This window comes from Cellulomonas xiejunii (assembly GCF_024508315.1).
Taxonomy (GTDB): Bacteria; Actinomycetota; Actinomycetes; order Actinomycetales; family Cellulomonadaceae; genus Cellulomonas; species Cellulomonas xiejunii.
This window is the reverse complement of sequence record NZ_CP101987.1, coordinates 2976455-2994938: the sequence shown is the minus strand read 5'-3', so window position 1 is coordinate 2994938 and position 18484 is coordinate 2976455. Positions and strand designations below refer to the sequence as shown.

18 protein-coding genes and 3 tRNA genes are annotated in these 18484 nt (G+C 72.9%); 17 read left to right on the top strand and 4 right to left on the bottom strand.

The annotated features are described in order from the left end of the window. The first annotated feature begins 63 nt into the window (after positions 1-63). From nuoI to NP048_RS13670, 9 genes are all read left to right on the top strand, one after another. Positions 64-747 carry an NADH-quinone oxidoreductase subunit NuoI gene (gene nuoI / locus NP048_RS13710; RefSeq protein ID WP_227576644.1) on the top strand — a complete coding sequence of 228 codons (684 nt, stop codon included), beginning with the start codon at positions 64-66 and terminating at the stop codon, positions 745-747. Further along, complete coding sequence (locus tag NP048_RS13705) at positions 744-1712, top strand: NADH-quinone oxidoreductase subunit J (protein ID WP_227576177.1); 969 nt, start codon at positions 744-746, stop codon at positions 1710-1712. Before nuoI ends, NP048_RS13705 begins: the two co-directional genes overlap by 4 nt. Next, entirely contained in the window at positions 1709-2008 is a 300-nt protein-coding gene (gene nuoK, locus NP048_RS13700; RefSeq protein ID WP_046529033.1) for an NADH-quinone oxidoreductase subunit NuoK, read from the top strand. The genes NP048_RS13705 and nuoK overlap by 4 nt, the downstream gene beginning before the upstream one ends. A gap of 10 nt (positions 2009-2018) precedes the next feature. Beyond that, complete coding sequence (nuoL, locus tag NP048_RS13695) at positions 2019-4004, top strand: NADH-quinone oxidoreductase subunit L (protein ID WP_227576176.1); 1986 nt, start codon at positions 2019-2021, stop codon at positions 4002-4004. 30 nt (positions 4005-4034) lie between these two features. Beyond that, positions 4035-5582, top strand: coding sequence for an NADH-quinone oxidoreductase subunit M (locus tag NP048_RS13690; RefSeq protein WP_227576175.1), 1548 nt, complete (start codon positions 4035-4037; stop codon positions 5580-5582). Beyond that, positions 5579-7282, top strand: a complete 1704-nt coding sequence (gene nuoN, locus NP048_RS13685; protein WP_227576174.1) for an NADH-quinone oxidoreductase subunit NuoN — start codon at positions 5579-5581, stop codon at positions 7280-7282. Before NP048_RS13690 ends, nuoN begins: the two co-directional genes overlap by 4 nt. Positions 7283-7379: 97 nt before the next feature. Further along, positions 7380-8387, top strand: a complete 1008-nt coding sequence (locus NP048_RS13680) for a polyprenyl synthetase family protein (RefSeq protein ID WP_227576173.1) — start codon at positions 7380-7382, stop codon at positions 8385-8387. Positions 8388-8397: 10 nt separating this feature from the next. Then, positions 8398-9168 carry a PP2C family protein-serine/threonine phosphatase gene (locus NP048_RS13675; protein WP_227576172.1) on the top strand — a complete coding sequence of 257 codons (771 nt, stop codon included), beginning with the start codon at positions 8398-8400 and terminating at the stop codon, positions 9166-9168. A gap of 70 nt (positions 9169-9238) precedes the next feature. After that, on the top strand, positions 9239-10798 hold the full coding sequence (locus tag NP048_RS13670; protein ID WP_227576171.1) for an RDD family protein: 1560 nt from the start codon (positions 9239-9241) through the stop codon (positions 10796-10798). A 65-nt stretch (positions 10799-10863) separates the two neighbouring features. Here the strand turns inward: NP048_RS13670 and rarD are convergent, their stop codons facing one another. Further along, positions 10864-11784: an EamA family transporter RarD gene (gene rarD / locus NP048_RS13665; protein ID WP_227576170.1), complete on the bottom strand. Its 921-nt coding sequence runs from the start codon at positions 11782-11784 to the stop codon at positions 10864-10866. Between the two features lie 209 nt (positions 11785-11993). Between rarD and NP048_RS13660 the strand changes: the two genes are divergently transcribed. Together NP048_RS13660 and htpX are read left to right on the top strand one after the other, a co-directional pair. Beyond that, positions 11994-13379: an FAD-dependent oxidoreductase gene (locus tag NP048_RS13660; RefSeq protein WP_227576169.1), complete on the top strand. Its 1386-nt coding sequence runs from the start codon at positions 11994-11996 to the stop codon at positions 13377-13379. Positions 13380-13553: 174 nt separating this feature from the next. After that, positions 13554-14423, top strand: a complete 870-nt coding sequence (htpX, locus tag NP048_RS13655; RefSeq protein ID WP_227576168.1) for a zinc metalloprotease HtpX — start codon at positions 13554-13556, stop codon at positions 14421-14423. Between the two features lie 70 nt (positions 14424-14493). Here htpX and NP048_RS13650 read toward each other — a convergent pair whose 3' ends face one another. Further along, entirely contained in the window at positions 14494-14991 is a 498-nt protein-coding gene (locus NP048_RS13650; protein ID WP_227576167.1) for a YajQ family cyclic di-GMP-binding protein, read from the bottom strand. A 236-nt stretch (positions 14992-15227) separates the two neighbouring features. On the opposite strand from NP048_RS13650, the gene NP048_RS13645 reads away from it, so the two are divergent. After that, positions 15228-15309 (top strand) — tRNA-Tyr (locus NP048_RS13645). A 103-nt stretch (positions 15310-15412) separates the two neighbouring features. On the opposite strand, the gene NP048_RS13640 is transcribed toward NP048_RS13645, so the two are convergent. Then, positions 15413-15844 carry a hypothetical protein gene (locus NP048_RS13640; protein WP_227576166.1) on the bottom strand — a complete coding sequence of 144 codons (432 nt, stop codon included), beginning with the start codon at positions 15842-15844 and terminating at the stop codon, positions 15413-15415. Between the two features lie 160 nt (positions 15845-16004). Here NP048_RS13640 and NP048_RS13635 point away from each other — a divergent pair. The 5 genes from NP048_RS13635 to NP048_RS13615 all read left to right on the top strand — a co-directional run bounded on the left by NP048_RS13635 (position 16005) and on the right by NP048_RS13615 (position 17391). Then, a tRNA-Thr gene (locus NP048_RS13635) sits at positions 16005-16077 on the top strand. A 57-nt stretch (positions 16078-16134) separates the two neighbouring features. After that, positions 16135-16211 (top strand) — tRNA-Met (locus NP048_RS13630). Positions 16212-16305: 94 nt separating this feature from the next. Further along, positions 16306-16476, top strand: a complete 171-nt coding sequence (gene rpmG / locus NP048_RS13625) for a 50S ribosomal protein L33 (RefSeq protein WP_046529021.1) — start codon at positions 16306-16308, stop codon at positions 16474-16476. 31 nt (positions 16477-16507) lie between these two features. Continuing rightward, the gene (locus NP048_RS13620; protein WP_227576165.1) at positions 16508-16960 is read left to right on the top strand and encodes a MaoC family dehydratase N-terminal domain-containing protein; all 453 of its coding nucleotides are present in this window, start codon (positions 16508-16510) and stop codon (positions 16958-16960) included. Beyond that, positions 16957-17391, top strand: coding sequence for a MaoC family dehydratase (locus NP048_RS13615; protein WP_227576164.1), 435 nt, complete (start codon positions 16957-16959; stop codon positions 17389-17391). The genes NP048_RS13620 and NP048_RS13615 overlap by 4 nt, the downstream gene beginning before the upstream one ends. Positions 17392-17401: 10 nt before the next feature. Here NP048_RS13615 and NP048_RS13610 read toward each other — a convergent pair whose 3' ends face one another. After that, positions 17402-18469, bottom strand: a complete 1068-nt coding sequence (locus NP048_RS13610) for a LacI family DNA-binding transcriptional regulator (protein WP_227576643.1) — start codon at positions 18467-18469, stop codon at positions 17402-17404. Positions 18470-18484: the final 15 nt, after the last annotated feature.

Sequence of the window (18484 nt, the reverse complement as noted above, 5' to 3'; positions counted from 1 at the left end):
GACGTGCGGCGCACGGCACCGGACCGGGGCGAGGTCGACCGTCCGGCCGCCTACGAGTCGCTCATCGAGAAGCGCTCGGGCCTGAGCGAGCTGCTCGCGCCCGTCGCCGGCTTCGGCGTGACGTTCGCGAACATGTTCAAGCCCACGGTCACCGAGCAATACCCGCGCGAGCAGGTGCCGACCAAGCCGCGGTACCACGGGCGCCACCAGCTCAACCGGTACGCCGACGGCCTCGAGAAGTGCATCGGCTGCGAGCTGTGCGCCTGGGCGTGCCCGGCCGACGCGATCTACGTGGAGGGTGGAGACAACACCCCCGACGCGCAGTTCTCGCCGGGGGAGCGGTACGGCCGCGTCTACCAGATCAACTACCTGCGCTGCATCTTCTGCGGCCTGTGCATCGAGGCGTGCCCCACGCGGGCGCTGACGATGACCAACGAGTACGAGCTCGCGGGTCCGACCCGCCCGGGGATGATCTGGGAGAAGCAGGACCTGCTCGCGCCGCTGCGCTCGGGTCAGCTCGCGGCGCCGCACCCGATGGTCGAGGGGACGTCCGACACGGACTACTACCGCGGCCAGGTCACGGGCGTCACCGACGACCAGGTCGCCTGGGTCTCCGAGCACCGCCCGGACGACCCGACGCTGCCGGAGAACGCCGCGAAGGGCGCGAAGGTCCCCGACCTCGGCGAGACGCGCCTCGCGCAGCGCGCGATCACGGCGGCCGCGCACCGCCAGGGGGGTGCCAGGTGAACCTGTTGTCCACCGTGCTGCCGGCGGCTGCCGGCGCGCTGACCGAGAGCGGCCAGACGAGCACGGCCGAGGCCGTGCTGTTCTGGGTCCTCGGCCCGCTCATGGTGCTCGCCGCGCTCGGGCTGCTGCTCGCGCGCAAGGCGGTGCACGCGGCGCTGGCCGTCATCTTCATCATGATCTCGCTGGCGTTCATGTACGTCGCCCAGGGCGCGGAGTTCCTCGGCGTCGTGCAGGTCGTCGTCTACACCGGCGCCGTCATGATGCTGTTCCTGTTCGTCCTCATGCTCGTCGGTGTCGACCGGTCGGACTCGCTCGTCGAGACGATCCGCGGGCAGCGGTGGATCGGTGTCCTGGCAGGGCTGGGGCTCGGCATCGTCCTCGTCGGTGTCGTCGGGCGCGCCACGTACGGACCTCCCACCGGGCTGGGCACGGCGAACGCGCCCTCCAACCCCCAGGCTGTCGCCCACGTGATCTTCGGCCAGCACGTGCTGGCCGTCGAGGTCGTCGGTGCGCTGCTCGTGGTCGCCGCGCTCGGTGCGCTGGTGATGACCCACCGGGGACGCCTGGTGCCCAAGGTCGGCCAGCGTGAGCGGGCCGAGCGCCGGCTGCGGGAGGGCGGGCACCCCGTGTCGCTGCCGGCCCCCGGCGTCTACGCCCGGCACAACGCCATGGACGTCCCGGCGCTCCTGCCGGACGGCACGCCCCTGGAGACCTCGGTGCCGCGCGTGCTGCGCGTCCGGGGCCAGGAGGCCGACGCACGCGAGTACGCCGCGCGGATCGACCGGGTGCTGGCCGGCGGCTGGGCCGTCGGTGCAGGCACGTTCACGTCCGACGACGAGTACCTGGGAGGGCCGGACGGAGCCGTCACCGGCGGGGTGGTCCTGCCTCGCCCCGACGGCGCGTCCCCCGACCCGGCGGACCGGTCGACCGACGCCCCGACGCACGACGAGGAGGACGGCCGGTGAGCCTCACCCACTACCTGGTGCTGGCCGCGATCCTGTTCGCGATCGGCGCGACGACGGTCCTGCTGCGACGCAACGCGATCATCGTGTTCATGGGCGTCGAGCTCATGCTCAACTCGACGAACCTCCTGCTCGTGACGTTCTCGCGGATGCACGGCAACCTCTCGGGTCAGGTGCTCGCGTTCTTCGTCATGGTGGTCGCGGCCGCCGAGGTGGTCGTCGGCCTGGCGATCATCGTGACCATCTTCCGGACCAGACGCTCGGCGTCGGTCGACGACGTCAACCTGCTGAAGAGCTGAGGGGCAGCACGTGCACACCCTGATCTCCCTGACCGCGCCTGCCGTGTTGCCGGTGGTGACCCCGGTCGTCGCGGCCCCCGAGTGGGCGGGCGGGCAGGCGGCCGTCTGGCTCGTCGCGCTGCCGCTGCTGTCGGCGGCGGTGCTGCTGCTGCTCGGCCGTCGTGCCGACCGGTGGGGCCACTGGCTGGGCGTCCTCGCCTCGGCCGGCGCCTTCGTCGTCGGCGTCGTGCTGCTCCTGGCCGTGCTCGGCCAGCCCGCCGGCGAGCGCGTCCACGACGTTCACCTGGCGAGCTGGCTGGACGCCGGTGCGTTGAGCATCGACGCCGGCCTGCGCGTGGACCCGCTGTCGCTGACCTTCGTGCTGCTCGTGACCTTCGTCGGCACCCTGATCCACGTGTACTCCGTGGCGTACATGGAGCACGACGCGGCGCGGCGCCGGTTCTTCGCCTACCTCAACCTGTTCGTCGCGGCGATGCTGCTGCTGGTCCTCGCGGACTCGTACGTGCTGCTGTTCGTCGGCTGGGAGGGCGTGGGCCTCGCCTCGTACCTGCTCATCGGCTTCTGGAACCACCACACGCCGTACGCGGTCGCCGCGAAGAAGGCGTTCGTGGCCAACCGCGTCGGCGACGTCGGTCTCCTGATCGCGATGGGGCTGCTGTTCGCGACGTTCGGCAGCCTGGACTTCGCGACGGTCGAGGCGGGTGCCGCGTCCGGCGACGTGCCGCAGGGCACGCTCACCGCGATCGGCCTCATGCTCCTGCTCGCGGCCTGCGGCAAGTCGGCGCAGTTCCCGCTGCAGTCCTGGCTCGGTGACGCGATGGCGGGCCCGACCCCGGTCTCCGCGCTCATCCACGCCGCGACCATGGTCACCGCCGGCGTGTACCTCATCATCCGCTCGGGTGCGGTCTTCACGGCGGCGCCGACGGCCCAGCTCGTCGTCGCGATCGTCGGCGCGATCACGCTGCTGTTCGGCGCGATCGTCGGCTGCGCCAAGGACGACATCAAGAAGGCGCTGGCCGCGTCCACGATGTCGCAGATCGGCTACATGGTGCTGGCCGCCGGCCTCGGGCCCATCGGCTACGCGTTCGCGATCTTCCACCTGGTGACGCACGGCTTCTTCAAGGCCGGCATGTTCCTCGGCGCCGGGTCGGTCATGCACGGCATGGACGACCAGGTGGACATGCGCCGGTTCGGCGGCCTGGGCCGCTACATGAAGATCACGTACTTCACGTTCATGGCCGGCTGGCTCGCGATCCTCGGCATCCCGCCGTTCGCCGGGTTCTTCAGCAAGGACAAGATCATCGAGGCGGCGTTCGTGCCCGTCGACGGGCAGCCGTGGCGCGCGTGGGTCTTCGGTGGCGTCGCGCTGATCGGTGCGGGCATCACCGCGTTCTACATGTCGCGGCTGTTCTTCATGACCTTCGAGGGTCAGAAGCGCTGGAGCACGAAGAAGGACGGCAGCGAGCAGCACCCGCACGAGTCCCCGGCGCTCATGACGTGGCCCATGATCGTGCTCGCCGTCGGCTCCGTCGGACTGGGCCTGATCCTGTCCCGCGTGGGCTTCGTCGAGTGGCTCGAGCCGTCGGTGGGGCACACGGAGCACCACGAGCCCGTGCTCGCCGTGCCCGTCCTGATCGCGCTCACGCTGATCGCCGTCGCGCTCGGGGTCGTCCTCGCGTGGCGTCGCTACGCGATCTCGACCGTCCCGGTGACCCCGCCGCTGGGTACCGCGCTCACGCGTGCCGCCCGGGTCGACCTGTACCAGGACACCGTCAACGACGCGCTCCTGGTCGCACCCGGCCAGTACCTGACCCGCTCGCTGGTGTACGGCGACAAGGCCGTCGTCGACGGGGCGGTGACCGGCATCGGCCGGGCGACCGTCGCCCTCGGCGACGTCGTGCGCCGCGCCCAGAACGGCTTCGCCCGCTCGTACGCGGCGGTCATGGTCGTCGGTGTGGTCGTGCTCGCGATCGTCGTCCTCGCCGTGCGCGGCTGACCGAAGAGTCGACAGGAGATCTGAGAACTGATGTCGAACTTCCCCTGGCTCACCGCGCTGGTGGTGCTGCCGCTGGTCGGGGCAGCCGCGCTGTGGCTGCTCCCCGCCGGTGCCCGCTCTCGCTCGCGGACCGTCGCGCTCGGGTTCGCCCTGGCCGAGGTCCTGCTCGTGGTCGCGGCCTTCACGGCCTTCGACACGGCCGACGCGGCGACCCACCAGCTGCTCGAGACCGCGCCCTGGATCCCCGCCCTGGGGGTGTCGTGGGCGCTGGGCGTCGACGGCGTGGGGCTCGCCCTGATCGCGATGTCCGTGGTCCTCGTGCCGCTCGTCGTGCTGGCGGCATGGCGTGAGCAGGGCTCCACGGACGAGCCGACCGACCGGCTGCGCCACTACCTGGCGCTCGTGCTCCTGCTCGAGGCGTTCATCGTGCTCGTGTTCGCGGCACGCGACGTCTTCCTGTTCTACGTCGTCTTCGAGGCGATGCTCATCCCCGTCTACTTCATGATCGGCGCGTTCGGCGGCGCCCAGCGGCGGTACGCGGCCGTGAAGTTCCTGCTCTACTCGCTCGCCGGCGGGCTGATCATGCTCGTGGGCGTCATCGCGCTCTACCTGCAGGGACCGGGCGGGCCCGAGGGCTTCCTGATCGAGAACCTGGTGGGCGTCGAGCTGGACCCGACGACGGAGAAGTGGATCTTCCTGTCGTTCTTCCTCGCGTTCGCCATCAAGGCGCCGATGTTCCCGGTCCACACGTGGCTGCCGGACGCGGCGCAGCAGGCGCCCGCGGGCACCTCGACCCTGCTGGTCGGCGTGCTCGACAAGGTCGGTACGTTCGGGATGCTCACCCTGTGCCTGCCGCTGTTCCCCGAGGCGTCGCGCTGGGCGGCCCCCGTGATCATCGTGCTCGCCGTCGTCTCGATCCTCTACGGCGCGCTGCTGGCCATCGGGCAGAAGGACATGATGCGCCTGGTCGCGTACACCTCGGTGTCGCACTTCGGCTTCATGGTGCTGGGGATCTTCGCGTTCACGTCGACGTCGATCGCCGGCTCGTCGTTCTACATGGTCAACCACGGGCTCTCGACGGGAGCGCTGTTCCTGCTCGTCGGGTTCCTCGCCGCGCGGCGCGGGTCCCAGCAGATCGTGGACTTCGGCGGTCTGCAGAAGGTCGTGCCCGTACTGGCCGGCCTGTTCCTCGTCGTGGGCCTGTCGGCGCTGTCGCTGCCCGGCCTGTCGACCTTCGTCAGCGAGTTCCTCGTCATCGTCGGCACCTTCGCGCGCCACCCGGCGGCCGCGATCGTCGCGACGCTCGGCGTCGTGCTCGCCGCCGTCTACGTCCTGTGGCTCTACCAGCGGGTCTTCACCGGCCCGGTGCGACCCGAGCTGGCGGGCATGTCCGACGTCTGGGCGCGCGAGCGGTGGGTGATCGGGCCGCTCGTCGCGCTCATGCTCGTCCTCGGCTTCGTGCCCGGGCCCGCGCTGGACCTGGTCCGGCCGCCCGCGCAGGAGAGCGTCTCGCAGCTCGGCATCGACGACGTGGCCCCCACGACGACCACCGCCGGTACGGAAGGGAGTGACCAGTGAGCGACTTCACCGCGCCCGAGATCGCATGGGGGCCGATGCTGCCCGTGCTGGTCGTGCTGGTGGCCGCCGTCGTCGGCGTGCTCGTCGAGGCGTTCGTGCCGGCCGCGCGGCGCCGCGTCGTGCAGGTCGCGCTGACGCTCGCGTCGCTCGCCGGCGCCCTGCTGGCGGTCGCCGCACTCTGGAACGACGTCGAGCTCACCGGTGGCACCGACGTGCTGGGCGGCTCGCTCGTCGTCGACGGGCCGACCCTCGTGCTCCAGGCCACGATCGCGCTGCTCGCGCTGCTGTCGACGCTGCTCTTCGCCGACCGCGTGGCCGGCGGGGAGGACGCGTTCGCGCCGTCCGTCGCCGCCGTCCCGGGCTCGGACTACGAGGAGATCGCCCGCAGCAAGGGCCTGCGCCAGACCGAGGTGTACCCGCTGCTGCTGTTCGCCACCGGCGGCATGATGATCTTCCCCGCGACCACCGACCTGCTGATGCTGTTCGTCGCGCTCGAGGTGCTGTCGCTCCCGCTGTACCTGCTGTCCGGCATGGCACGCCGCCGCCGCCTGCTGTCGCAGGAGGCGTCGATGAAGTACTTCCTGCTGGGCGCCTTCGTCTCGGCCGTCATGCTCTTCGGCATCGGGCTGCTGTACGGGTACTCCGGGTCGCTGCGGTACGCGGACATCGCGGCGGCGACGGCGACGCCCAACGGCATGGAGGGCCTGCTCGTGGTCGGGTCCCTGCTCCTGCTCGCGGGGCTCTTCTTCAAGGTCGGCGCGGTGCCGTTCCACATGTGGACCCCCGACGTCTACCAGGGCGCGCCGACGCCGGTCACCGGCTTCATGGCGGCGTGCACCAAGGTCGCCGCGTTCGGTGCGCTGCTGCGCGTCGTGTACGGCATGCTCCCGGGCATGGCGTGGGACCTCGAGGTCGTCCTGTGGGTCGTCGCGATCATCACCATGGTGGTCGGCACGGTCGCCGCGCTGGTGCAGACGGACGTGAAGCGCTTGCTCGCGTACTCGTCGATCGCGCACGCGGGCTTCGTCCTGACCGGCGTGGTCGCGCTGCAGGACTCGGGCATCACGGCGGTGCTGTTCTACCTGCTCGCCTACGGTGCGACCACGGTCGGGGCATTCGGCCTGGTGTCGCTCGTCCGGGAGCGGGGGACCGGTGACGACGACGCCCCGGCGGTGCTCGGCGAGGCCACGCGCCTGTCGCAGTGGGCAGGGCTGGGGCGCACCCACCCGGTCGTGGCGGTGACCTTCACGCTCTTCCTGCTGTCGTTCGCGGGCATCCCGCTCACGGCGGGCTTCGTCGGCAAGTTCGCCGTCTTCTCCGCCGCAGTCGAGGGCGGTGCCTGGCCGCTCGCGCTGATCGGCGTGCTCGCGTCGGCGGCCGCGGCCTTCTTCTACGTCCGCATCATCGTTCTCATGTTCTTCACGGAGAGCGACGACGCGACCGGCACGGTCCGCGGGGAGGTGTCCTCGCTCACGCCGGACGCTCCTGCGGCGCCGGTGGGCGGGACCGACGAGGAGACCCTGGCACGCCCGGCTGTCGCGACGGTCGAGGCCGAGCGGACCACGCGCGCGACCGTCGTCGGGGGCGAGGGTCTGACCGTGGTCGCCGTGGCAGTGTGCGCGCTGCTCACCGTCGTGCTCGGGGTCGCGCCGTCGCCGGTGCTGGACGCCATCGCGTCGGTGGCGGTCCTGCTGCCGTGAGCCGATGCGGGCGGGGTCCCGCCACCGGACCGGGAGCCATCGGACATCACACGTCCTCGGTTCCGTCCTGCGGGTGCCGTGCGGATAGGTTCGTGCTGTGACGACCGCTCTCGCCCTTCCCCTGCACGACGCCGCGCTCGCCGAGCGCCTCACGGGGCGCCTCAGGCTCGTCGAGGAGCTCCTGCGTGACGCCGTGACGTACGCCGACCCGATCGCCCACGACGCGTCGCGTCACCTCGTCGACGCCGGGGGCAAGCGGCTGCGCCCGCTGCTCACGCTGCTCACGGCCGAGCTCGGTGACGGCGAGCGTCGAGAGGTCGTCGACGCGGCGGCCGTCGTCGAGCTCACCCACCTCGCGACGCTGTACCACGACGACGTCATGGACTCCGCCCCGCTGCGCCGCGGGGCGCCGTCGGCGCACGAGGTGTGGGGCAACTCCGTCGCGATCCTCACGGGCGACCTGCTGTTCGCCCGTGCCTCCTCCATCGTCTCGGGCCTCGGCCCGGAGGCCGTGCGGATCCAGGCGCAGACGTTCGAGCGGCTGTGCCTCGGTCAGCTCCGCGAGACCGTCGGCCCGCGCCCGGACGAGGACCCCGTCGCGCACTACCTGCAGGTGCTCTCGGACAAGACGGCGTCCCTCATCGCGACGTCGGCGCGGTTCGGTGCCATGTTCGCCGGCTGCGGGCCTGACGTGGTGCGCACGGTCACGCAGTTCGGGGAGACCGTGGGTGTCGCGTTCCAGCTCGCGGACGACGTGATCGACCTGACGTCGGACGGCACGGTCACGGGCAAGACGCCCGGCACCGACCTGCGGGAGCGGGTGCCCACGATGCCCGCGCTGCTGCTGCGCGCGCGCGCCGCGGACGCCCCCGTGGGCTCCACGGACCGGGACGTCCTGGAGCTGCTCGACGCCGACCTGACCGACGACGCGGACCTCGCGGAGGCGGTCGCGGCGCTCCGCGAGCACGAGGTCGTCGCCGTCACGCGTCGGCGGGCCGTCGATCTGGCGCGGCAGGCCGTGACGGAGCTGGCACCGCTGCCCGCGGGCGCCGCGAAGGACGCGATGGTCGCTTTCGCCGACGCGCTGGTCGACCGGGCCTCGTGATGCGGCCGCGATGACCGTCCCCGGCGTGCGGCTGCGTTCCGGTGTCGCCAGCGACCAGGCGGCGCGCGAGACCAACGAGGACACGGCGTGGGCCGCGGACGGGCTGTACCTCGTCGCCGACGGCATGGGCGGTCACGAGGCCGGCGAGGTCGCGTCCCGCCTCGCGGTGGAGGTCGTCCGTGAGCTCGCGGGCTCCACCCCGACGATGGACGACGTGACGCGCGTCGTGCGCGACGCCCACCGCAGGGTCCGGGACCTCCCGGCCGAGGGGGAGCGGCGCCCCGGGACGACGATCACCGGTGTCGTCGTGACCGAGCACGCGGGTGTGCCCTGCTGGCTCGTGCTGAACGTCGGCGACTCGCGCACGTACCGCATGGTCGGGGGGATGCTCGAACAGCTCACCCGGGACCACTCCGAGGTGGCCGAGCTCGTCGAGCAGGGGCTGGTCGCGGTCGAGGACGCCGCACGGCACCCCCGCCGGCACGTCGTGACGCGCGTCCTGGGGGGCGGCGCCTCGCGCGTCGACCCCGACCTGCGGATGTTCCCGGTGAGCCACGGCGACCGCATGGTCGTGTGCTCCGACGGACTCACCGAGGCGCTGTCCGACGCTCGCGTCCAGGCCGTGCTGCGCACCGAACGGCACCCGCGTGCGGCGGCGGAGCGTCTGGTGCGCGAGGCGCTCGCCGCGGACGCCCAGGACAACGTGACGGTCGTCGTGGTGGACGCGGTCACCGTCCACCGGGAGTCGAGCGCGTCAGAGCCTGCCGACATGGCACGATGACCGCGCACCCGACCCCGGAGGACCGCCCGTGAGCACCCGCGCCTCGGCCCCGCGCTGCGCATCGTGCGGCATGCCGCTCGCCCCCGACGCCGAGTCCTGCGCGGTCTGCGGGGCCAGGGTCCCGCTGATCGCGCGCCCCGCCGCGGGTGAGGACGACGCGACCGACGCCGACGACGCGCCGCCCACGGCCGGCCTGACGGGTCGACGGGCGTCAGCAGGCCGTGCGCTGCCGCGCGCGGACGTGGGGGAGCCGGCCGCCGCGCCGGTCGCGACCGCTCCCGCGAACGTGCCGCGGTCCGCGTCGCGGCGTGCCGCGAGCCCGCCGCCGGGGTACGCAGCGCCCCCGGCAGCAGGGCCGGCCGCGTCCTTCGACGGGAGCGCGGCAGCGCGCGACGTGCGCCGGTCGGTGCGGGCGACGCGGTCGGGGCCGTCCCGCGTGGCGGACGTCCCGCCGTCCGTCGGCAGGCGCGTCCTCGCGTACGCGATCGACGTGGTCGCAGCGGCCGCGGCGGCAGGGGTGGGCCTCCTCGTCGCCAGCACGTCGGACGGCGGTCTGCAGCTGTTGCCCGCTCTGCTGGGCCTTCTCGTGGCGGTCGCGCAGGTCGTCGCCGAGGGGGTCGGCGGGGCCACGCTCGGCGCGCGTCTGCTGGGACTGCGCACGGTCGACGACCGCACGGGTGGTGTCCCCGGTGTGGGACGCGCGTTCGTGCGGCAGCTCGTGGTGGGCCTGGGGGTGCTGGCGTGCCTGGTCGGCAACTGGGTGGTGGCCGCCTCCGCCGCGTGGGACTCCGGCCCGCGGCGCCGGGGGTGGCACGACAAGGCCTCGGGGACGACCGTCGTGCGGGCGGCCGCACAGCAGGCCGAGGCGCGTCGGCCCCCGCGTGCCGCCGCGTCCGGTGGGTCGCAGGACGCGGCACGGCCGTGGACACCGTCGGTGCCGTCGGTTCCCCCGACGCCGACGTCCGCACCCGTCGTCGACGACTTCCTCCTCGCTCCCGCGCCGCCCACCTCGTCGGCCGCGCAGCCGCCCGTCCCCGCGCCCCCCGCCCCTGACCTGCTCCCCGCGGCGCCCGCCGGGTCCGCCCCGCAGCCCGTCGCGGCGCGGCCCGTGTCGGACCTGCTGCCGCCGCCGCCGCAGGCACGCCGGCAGGGCGGTGACGTGCTCCCGGCCCCGGCCCCGGCCCCGGCCCCGGCCCCGGTCCCGGTCCCGGCGTTCGACGAGGACCTCGCCGAGCTCGAGCACACGCGCGTGCGCGACCCCGAGTCGCTGCGGCGTCGGACGGGCACGCTGGCGCTGCACTTCGACACGGGTGAGCGGGTCCGCGTCGTCGGACGGGGTCTGGTGGGCCGTGGCCCACGCGCCGAGGACGGCGAGGACATCCTGCACGTGATCGTGCTGAACGACGCCGCACGCTCCCTGTCCCGGGTCCACGCCGAGTTCGGGCCGCAGGCGGCCACGGCGGACGAGGACTCGGCGATCTGGGTCGCGGACCGCGGGTCCACGAACGGCACCGTCGTCATCGACCCCGCGGGGACGGCACGCGTGCTGCCGCCGGGGACCCGTGCCCTGGTCGGTGCCGGGTGGACGGTGCGTCTGGGCGACCGCGAGGCGCGCGTCGAGTCGGACTGACGAGTCGGACTCACGAGTCGGACTGACGAGTCGGACCGACGACGCGCCCGTGACGCCGTGCGCCGTCAGGGCGCGGCGCGGGCCGCGGGGCCGGGCGAGGCGCGCCGCGAGTGCCGCAGCCCGTCGACGGTGAGCACGAGGAGGGCGAGCCACACGAGGCCGAAGCCCCACCAACGGGCCGGGGGCATCTGCTCGCCGGCGACGAGGACGCCGATCGCGAGCTGGAGCACGGGGGCGAGGTACTGCAGCAGCCCCACGGTCGTCAGCGGGAGCCGGCGGGCCGCGGAGTTGAAGAGCAGCAGCGGGACGGCGGTGAGCACCCCTGTGCCGGCGAGGGCCAGCCCGTGGAGGTCGAGTGCGAACGTGCCGCTGCCCGTCGCGTGGAGCCACCCGAGGTAGACCACGGCGACGGGGGTCAGGACGGCGGTCTCGGCCGCCAGCCCGGGCAGGGCGGCGACGCGGGGCCCGACGCGGCTCTTGATGAGCCCGTAGGCACCGAAGCTGCCGGCCAGGACCAGGGCGATCCAGGGCAGCCGTCCGTAGCCGACCGCGAGGACGACGACGGCGGCGGCGCCCGAGCCGACCGCGACCCACTGGACGGCGCGCAGCCGCTCCTTGAGGACGAGCACCGCCAGCGCGATCGTGACGAGCGGGTTGATGAAGTAGCCGAGCGCCGCGTCGACCACGTGCCCCGTCGTGACGCCGTGGACGAAGACGAGCCAGTTGACGGCGAGGAACAGGGCGGCGACCGTGAGGCGCAGCAGCAGCCCGCGGTCGCGCAGGATCGTGACGAAGGCGCTCCAGCCGCCCGTGAGCTGCAGCAGGACGAGGCAGAACAGCAGGGACCACACGACGCGGTGGGCGATGATCTCGACCGGGTCGGAAGGGGTCAGCAGGGGGAAGTACAGGGGCAACGCGCCCCACAGCGCGTAGGCGGCGATGCCGGCGGCGAGGCCGCCGCGACGGCCGGGTGCGGGTGCGTCCACCCGCCGACTGTAGGCGTACCGATCAGGTGTCCACATCGCGGACTGTCCGTATCGTGGAGTGGACGTCGAGCCCTGGCGCGCCCGCGTCCTAGACTTGTCGCGCACTGCTCTCGCACCGATGGCGGGGCGCGGCCGCGAGGCGCGACGTCCCCCCCGTCAGGACGCCTCGTCGTGCGAGGGCTCCCCACAGCGGAAGGCAACCAGGTCCCGTGAGCACCCCGACCCTGCGCGTCGCGATCGTCGGCGCCGGTCCGGCCGGCATCTACGCGGCCGACATCCTGTCGAAGACCGGTCTCGACGTCAGCATCGACCTGTTCGAGCGGCTCCCGGCACCGTTCGGCCTGGTGCGCTACGGCGTGGCCCCGGACCACCCGCGCATCAAGCAGATCATCGTCGCGCTGCACAAGGTCCTCGAGCGCGGCGACATCCGCCTCCTCGCGAACGTGGACTACGGCACCGACCTCAAGCTCGACGACCTGCGCACGTTCTACGACGCCGTGATCTTCTCGACCGGCTCGATCCGCGACGCGGAGCTGCCGATCCCGGGCATCGACCTCGAGGGGTCCTACGGCGCCGCGGACTTCGTGTCCTGGTACGACGGCCACCCCGACGTGCCGCGCACCTGGCCGCTGGAGGCGACGCAGGTCGCGGTGCTCGGCGCGGGCAACGTGGCGCTCGACGTGGCCCGCATCCTGGCCAAGCACGCCGACGACCTGCTGCCGACCGAGCTCCCGCAGAACGTCTACGACATCCTCAAGGCCAACCCCGTCACCGACGTGCACGTCTTCGCACGCCGCGGGCCGGCCCAGGCCAAGTTCTCGCCCCTGGAGCTGCGCGAGCTCGGCCACGTCCCGGACGTCGACACGATCGTCTACCCCGAGGACTTCGAGTTCGACGAGGGCTCGATGGCCGCGATCCACTCGAGCAACCAGACCAAGCAGGTCGTCAAGACCCTCACGGACTGGACCCTCAAGGAGCCCGAGGACCTGACGGCCTCGCGTCGCATCCACCTGCACTTCCTGCACAAGCCCGTCGAGGTCCTCGGCGAGGACGGCCACGTCGTCGGCCTGCGCACCGAGCGCACGGCGCTCAACGGCGACGGCAACGTCACCGGCACCGGGCAGTTCCACGACTGGCCGGTCCAGGCCGTCTACCGGGCGGTCGGGTACTTCGGCTCGCCCTTGGTCGACATCCCGTTCGACGACGTCGCGGGTGTGATCCCCAACCGCGAGGGGCGTGTCCTCGACGTGGACGGCGACCACCTGCCGGGCGTGTACGCGACCGGGTGGATCAAGCGGGGGCCCGTGGGGCTCATCGGTCACACCAAGTCCGACGCGTCGGAGACGATCCGGCACCTCGGTGAGGACGTCGCGGCTGCGGGTGAGGCCTTCTACACCGCGACGGAGCGTGACCCGCAGGCCGTGCTCGACTTCCTCGTGCAGCGCGGTGCGGACACCATCGAGTGGTCCGGCTGGGAGCTGCTCGACGCCTACGAGCGCTCCCTGGGCGAGCCCCAGGGGCGCGAGCGCGTCAAGGTCGTGCCGCGCGAGCACATGGTCGCGGTCGCGCTCGGACGCGAGGTCCCGCAGGACTGAGCACGTCGCCTGCAGGCCCCCGGACGGTCCGACCGTCCGGGGGCCCGCGTGCTGTGCCGCGCCGCCGGCGCGCACGGGTGTACCTCGGTGCCCCGCGGGAACGTCGTCGCCGCACCGGGCGTTGACGTTGACGGAGGCCGCGACCGGCTCCGAACGGGGGAGGCGAGGACGACGATGCAGCACAGGCACTACAACGGGCTGAAGACCGCGGCGTTGTTCGGCGTGATGTGGGCGGTCCTGCTCGGCATCGGCTGGGTCGTCGGGGGCCCGCAGTATCTGTGGGTGTTCACCGCCCTGGGCCTGGTGATGACGGGCTACAGCTACTGGAACTCGGACAAGATCGCGATCCGGGCGATGCGCGCCCGGCCGGTCAGCGAGATCGAGCAGCCGGCGATGTACCGCATCGTGCGCGAGCTCTCGACGGCGGCGCGGCAGCCCATGCCGCGGCTGTACGTGTCGCCCACGATGGCGCCCAACGCCTTCGCGACGGGACGCAACCCGCAGAACGCGGCGGTGTGCTGCACGGAAGGCATCCTGGGGATCCTCGACGAGCGTGAGCTGCGCGGTGTGCTGGGTCACGAGCTGATGCACGTCTACAACCGGGACATCCTCACGTCGTCCGTCGCGGCGGCGGTCGCGGGCGTGATCACGTCCCTCGCGCAGTTCGCGCTGTTCTTCGGCGGCGGTGACCGCCGCGAGGGCGGCAACCCGATCGCGGCCCTGCTGATGGTCGTCCTCGCGCCGGTGGCGGCGACGACGATCCAGCTCGCGATCTCACGGACGCGCGAGTTCGACGCGGACGAGGACGGTGCGCGCCTCACCGGCGACCCGCTCGCACTGGCGTCAGCCCTGCGCAAGCTCGAGGCGGGCACCCGCGCGCGGCCCCTGCCGCAGGACCGTGAGCTGGTCGACGTGTCGCACCTCATGATCGCGAACCCGTTCCGCGGTGCCGGCCTCGCGCGCATGTTCTCGACGCACCCGCCGATGCCCGAGCGGGTCGCGCGGCTCGAGGCGATGGCGGGTGGCGGGGTCACGCGCTGGTGAGGGCGGTGGTGACGGGCATGTGCGCGGCCCGGTGCCGCCGGGGGCACGCGGACGTGCCCCCGGGGGACGGCTACCGGTAGTTGACGAACTGCAGGGCCGCGTCGACGTCCGAGCCCTTGAGCAGCGCGATGACCGTCTGCAGGTCGTCCCGGCTCTTGGCGGTCACCCGCAGCTCGTCGCCCTGGATCTGGGTCTTGACGCCCTTGGGTCCCTCGTCGCGCACGATCTTCGCCAGCTTCTTGGCGATCTCGGTGCTCAGGCCCTCCTTGAGGGTGCCCGTCAGCCGGTACTCCTTGCCGGAGGGCTGGGGCTCGTTCTCCCCGGTGTCGAGCGCCTTGAGGGAGATGCCGCGCTTGATGAGCTTGGTCTGGAGGACGTCGAGCACCGCGAGCACGCGCTCGGGGGAGTTCGCGACCATGAGGATGCTCTCGCCGCTCCAGCTGATCGACGCGCCCACGCCCTTGAAGTCGTAGCGCTGCGCGATCTCCTTCGCGGCCTGGTTCAGGGCGTTGTCGACCTCCTGGCGGTCGACCTTGCTGACGACGTCGAACGACGACTCGCTCGCCATGCTGCTCCCTCCCTGCACCCGCTCGGGGTGCGTCTGCGGTCCGGTGGACGAGGTGCCGTGCGCCGATCGTGACGCGCGGCGCGGGCCGCGGTCGCGGACCGCTGGGCGGCGATGTGCACGAGCCCCTCCCGGAGTTGCTATCCTTCCATCCGCACGCCGTTCGCGCGGACGCGCCGGACCGTCGTACGAGCTCTCGTACGCACGACCGACGCCGACGACGTGGCCGCGCGCCCCTTGGCGGGTTACCCGAGTGGCCAAAGGGGGCTGACTGTAAATCAGCTGGCAACGCCTACGGGGGTTCGAATCCCTCACCCGCCACGCACCGAAGGGGGCGTCCTCACCAGGACGCCCCCTTCGTCGTACTCCGGCCCGTCGGCTGCCCACCCGGTGCCCGTGGGTCGCTGCGGCCGGCCGAGCCGTGTCAGCAGGTCCAGGTCCCCGTGGTGTGCGACACCGTGCTGCCTTCGTCGCGCGTGTCGAACACGCCGGCGTCCTCCTCGGAGGCGAAGGCCACGCCGACGCCGACGGGCTCGGTGAAGCCCGTGAGCGTGGTGAGTGGCTCCTGCGCCCCGGACTGGCAGCCGGGTGACCACGGCTCGACCTCGTACCCCTCCGCGGCGAGCCGCTCCACCTCGGCGGCCAGTGCGGGGTCCTCCGCGTTCTCGGCGATCGCGGTCCACACGACGACGAACTCGCCCTCGTGCGCGGCGGGGTCGACGGCCTGCGGCCAGTCGGCGGAGGAGGGGTCGACGCCCTCGTCCTCGCCGCCGCTGCAGGCGGCGAGGGTGAGCAGTGCGGCGACGGCCAGGCTGGCGGCGGCCAGGCGGCCGGGACGGTGACGGGGGGTGCGCATGCGCCGGATCGTGGCACGTGACGCCGGGCGCCGCGACGAACTGAAACGCTTCGGCTGCCTCTCGTGGCACCCGCTCCCGCGGGTGCGGACGGGCTCCGCGCGGGCCGCGGCGGAGACGATTTCACGGGCACCCCGCGGCGCGTGTACTCTGGTCCGCGCTGCCCCGATAGCTCAGTCGGCAGAGCGTCTCCATGGTAAGGAGAAGGTCAAGGGTTCGATTCCCTTTCGGGGCTCTGTGGTGTGTCGCGGGTCGATCGTCCTGGACGATCGACCCGGGGCATGACCGCTGTGGCGGGATAGCTCAGGTGGTTAGAGCACACGGCTCATAATCGTGGTGTCGCGGGTTCGAGTCCCGCTCCCGCTACCACGTCCGGCGAACATCCGTCCCAGCAGCGCGCGTCGGCCGGCGCGCGCCAGGAGAAGAAACGCAGCCCCCGCGGGGCGCGAGAGGTGACATAGACATGGCCAGCAAGAGCGCGGACGTCCGCCCCAAGATCACTCTCGCCTGCACGGAGTGCAAGGAGCGGAACTACATCACCAAGAAGAACCGTCGGAACACCCCCGACCGGCTCGAGATGAAGAAGTTCTGCCCGCGTGACAACAAGCACACGGTGCACCGCGAGACCCGCTGACGCGGTTCGCGAACACGACTGACCTGCTGACGTGCCGGTCGACACCACTTTCGCCGGGCGGGTCTACCCGCCCGGCGATGTGTATGTGGTCGCATCCGAGAAGGTGCGGGAGTTCGCCGAGGCGACGGGTGCCACGCACCCGGCCCACACGGACCCCGACGCCGCCCGCGCGCTGGGCTACCCGGACGTCGTCGCGCCGCCCACGTTCGCCGTGGTGATCGCCCAGCGGACCGAGGCCCAGTACGTCGAGGACCCCGCAGCGGGCGTCGACTTCAGCCGCGTCGTGCACGCCGACGAGCGCTTCACCCACCACCGGCCCATCTGCGCCGGTGACCGGCTGCGGACCGCGCTGCACGTCGACGCGGTGACGCAGCGCGCAGGCCTGTCGATGATCACCACCCGGTGCGAGATCGCCGACGAGGACGGGGCACCCGTCGCCACGGTCGTCTCCACGCTCGCCGTGCGGCCCGAGGACGCGGCGTGAGCGGCGAGGTCCGCCCCGCGCCGGCCGACCTCACGGTCGGCCAGGAGGTGGCCCGCCGCACGATCACCGTCGACCGTGCGCGGCTGGTGCGGTACGCCGGTGCGTCGGGCGACTTCAACCCCATCCACTGGAACGAGCGCGTGGCCACGTCGGTCGGCCTGCCGGGTGTGATCGCGCACGGCATGTGGACCATGGGCGCTGCCGTCACCGTGGTCGTGGACTGGGTCGGCGACCCCGGGGCCGTCGTCGACTACCAGGCGCGGTTCACGCGGCCCGTGCCCGTGCCGGACCCGGGGGAGGCGTCCCTGGAGGTCGTCGCCACGGTCGGCTCGGTCGACGTCGACGCCGGGACGGCGCGGATCGACCTGACGGTGACGGTCGAGGGCGTCCGCGTCCTGGGCAAGGCGCAGGCGGTCGTCCGGCTGGTCTGACGCGGTCGCGTCAGCCGCGCTGCGGGACCGGCCCGGTCGTCGTCCCGGTGCGCAGCTGCACGGGCAGCACGCGCGGCTCGGGCATGCGGCCCGCGAGCAGCTCGGCGACGGCCTCGCCGATGGCGGCACCCTTCTGCGCGAGCGGCTGCGACACGCTCGTCAGGACGTCGGGTGCGAGCCACGGCAGGTCGAGACCGTCGAACCCGGCGACGGAGACGTCCTGCGGCACGCGCAGCCCGAGCTCCCGTGCGGCCAGCACCACGCCCGAGGCGAGCAGGTCCGACTGGCACACGATCGCGGTGGGACGGTCGGCCGTCGACAGCAGCGCGCGGCCGGCGGCAGCGCCGTTCTCGACGAGCGACGCCGGCGTCTCGTAGACGACGGTCGGGGTGACGCCCGCATCGGTGACCCCGGTGAGCCGGCGCCGGGTGATCTCCCAGGAGATCCGGGCGAGGCGGACCGGGTCGGCCGGGCCCTCGGAGCGCTCCCGGTCGAACGGCAGGGTCACCGTCGCGATGCGCGTGTGCCCGAGAGCGAGCAGGTGCTGCGTGAGCTCGGTCATCCCGCCGTGGTCGTCGATCCCGATGGCCGCCACGTCGGGCTGGGGCGTGCCCTCGACGAGGACCGTCGGGGTGCCGCGCCGTCGGAGCATCTCCAGGACCGGGTCGTCGGTGGTGCCGCCCCACATCTGCACGGCGACGTCCATCGCGGCGGACTCCAGCAGTGGGTCCACCGCGGGCTGCGACGGGTCGTCCGGACCGGGGATGAGGAGCACGCCGAGGCCGAGCGGTCCGAGCGTGGAGGTCAGGCCGTCGAGCACCTGGACGGCGACGGGGTCGCGGAACGCGCGGCGCAGCGCGTCACCCATGATGACGCCGACGATGCCGGATCGACCGCGGCGCAGCTGGCGTCCGAGAGGGTTGGGCCCGGCGTACCCGAGCTCGCGGGCCGCCTCCAGGACGCGCGCGCGGGTGGCGTCGGCGATGGGGCCGGAGCCGGAGAAGGCCAGGGAGGCGGTCGAGACCGACACGCCTGCGGCGGCGGCGACGTCGGCCAGGGTGGTGCGCTGCGCGGACAGGGCGGACCTCCGGGG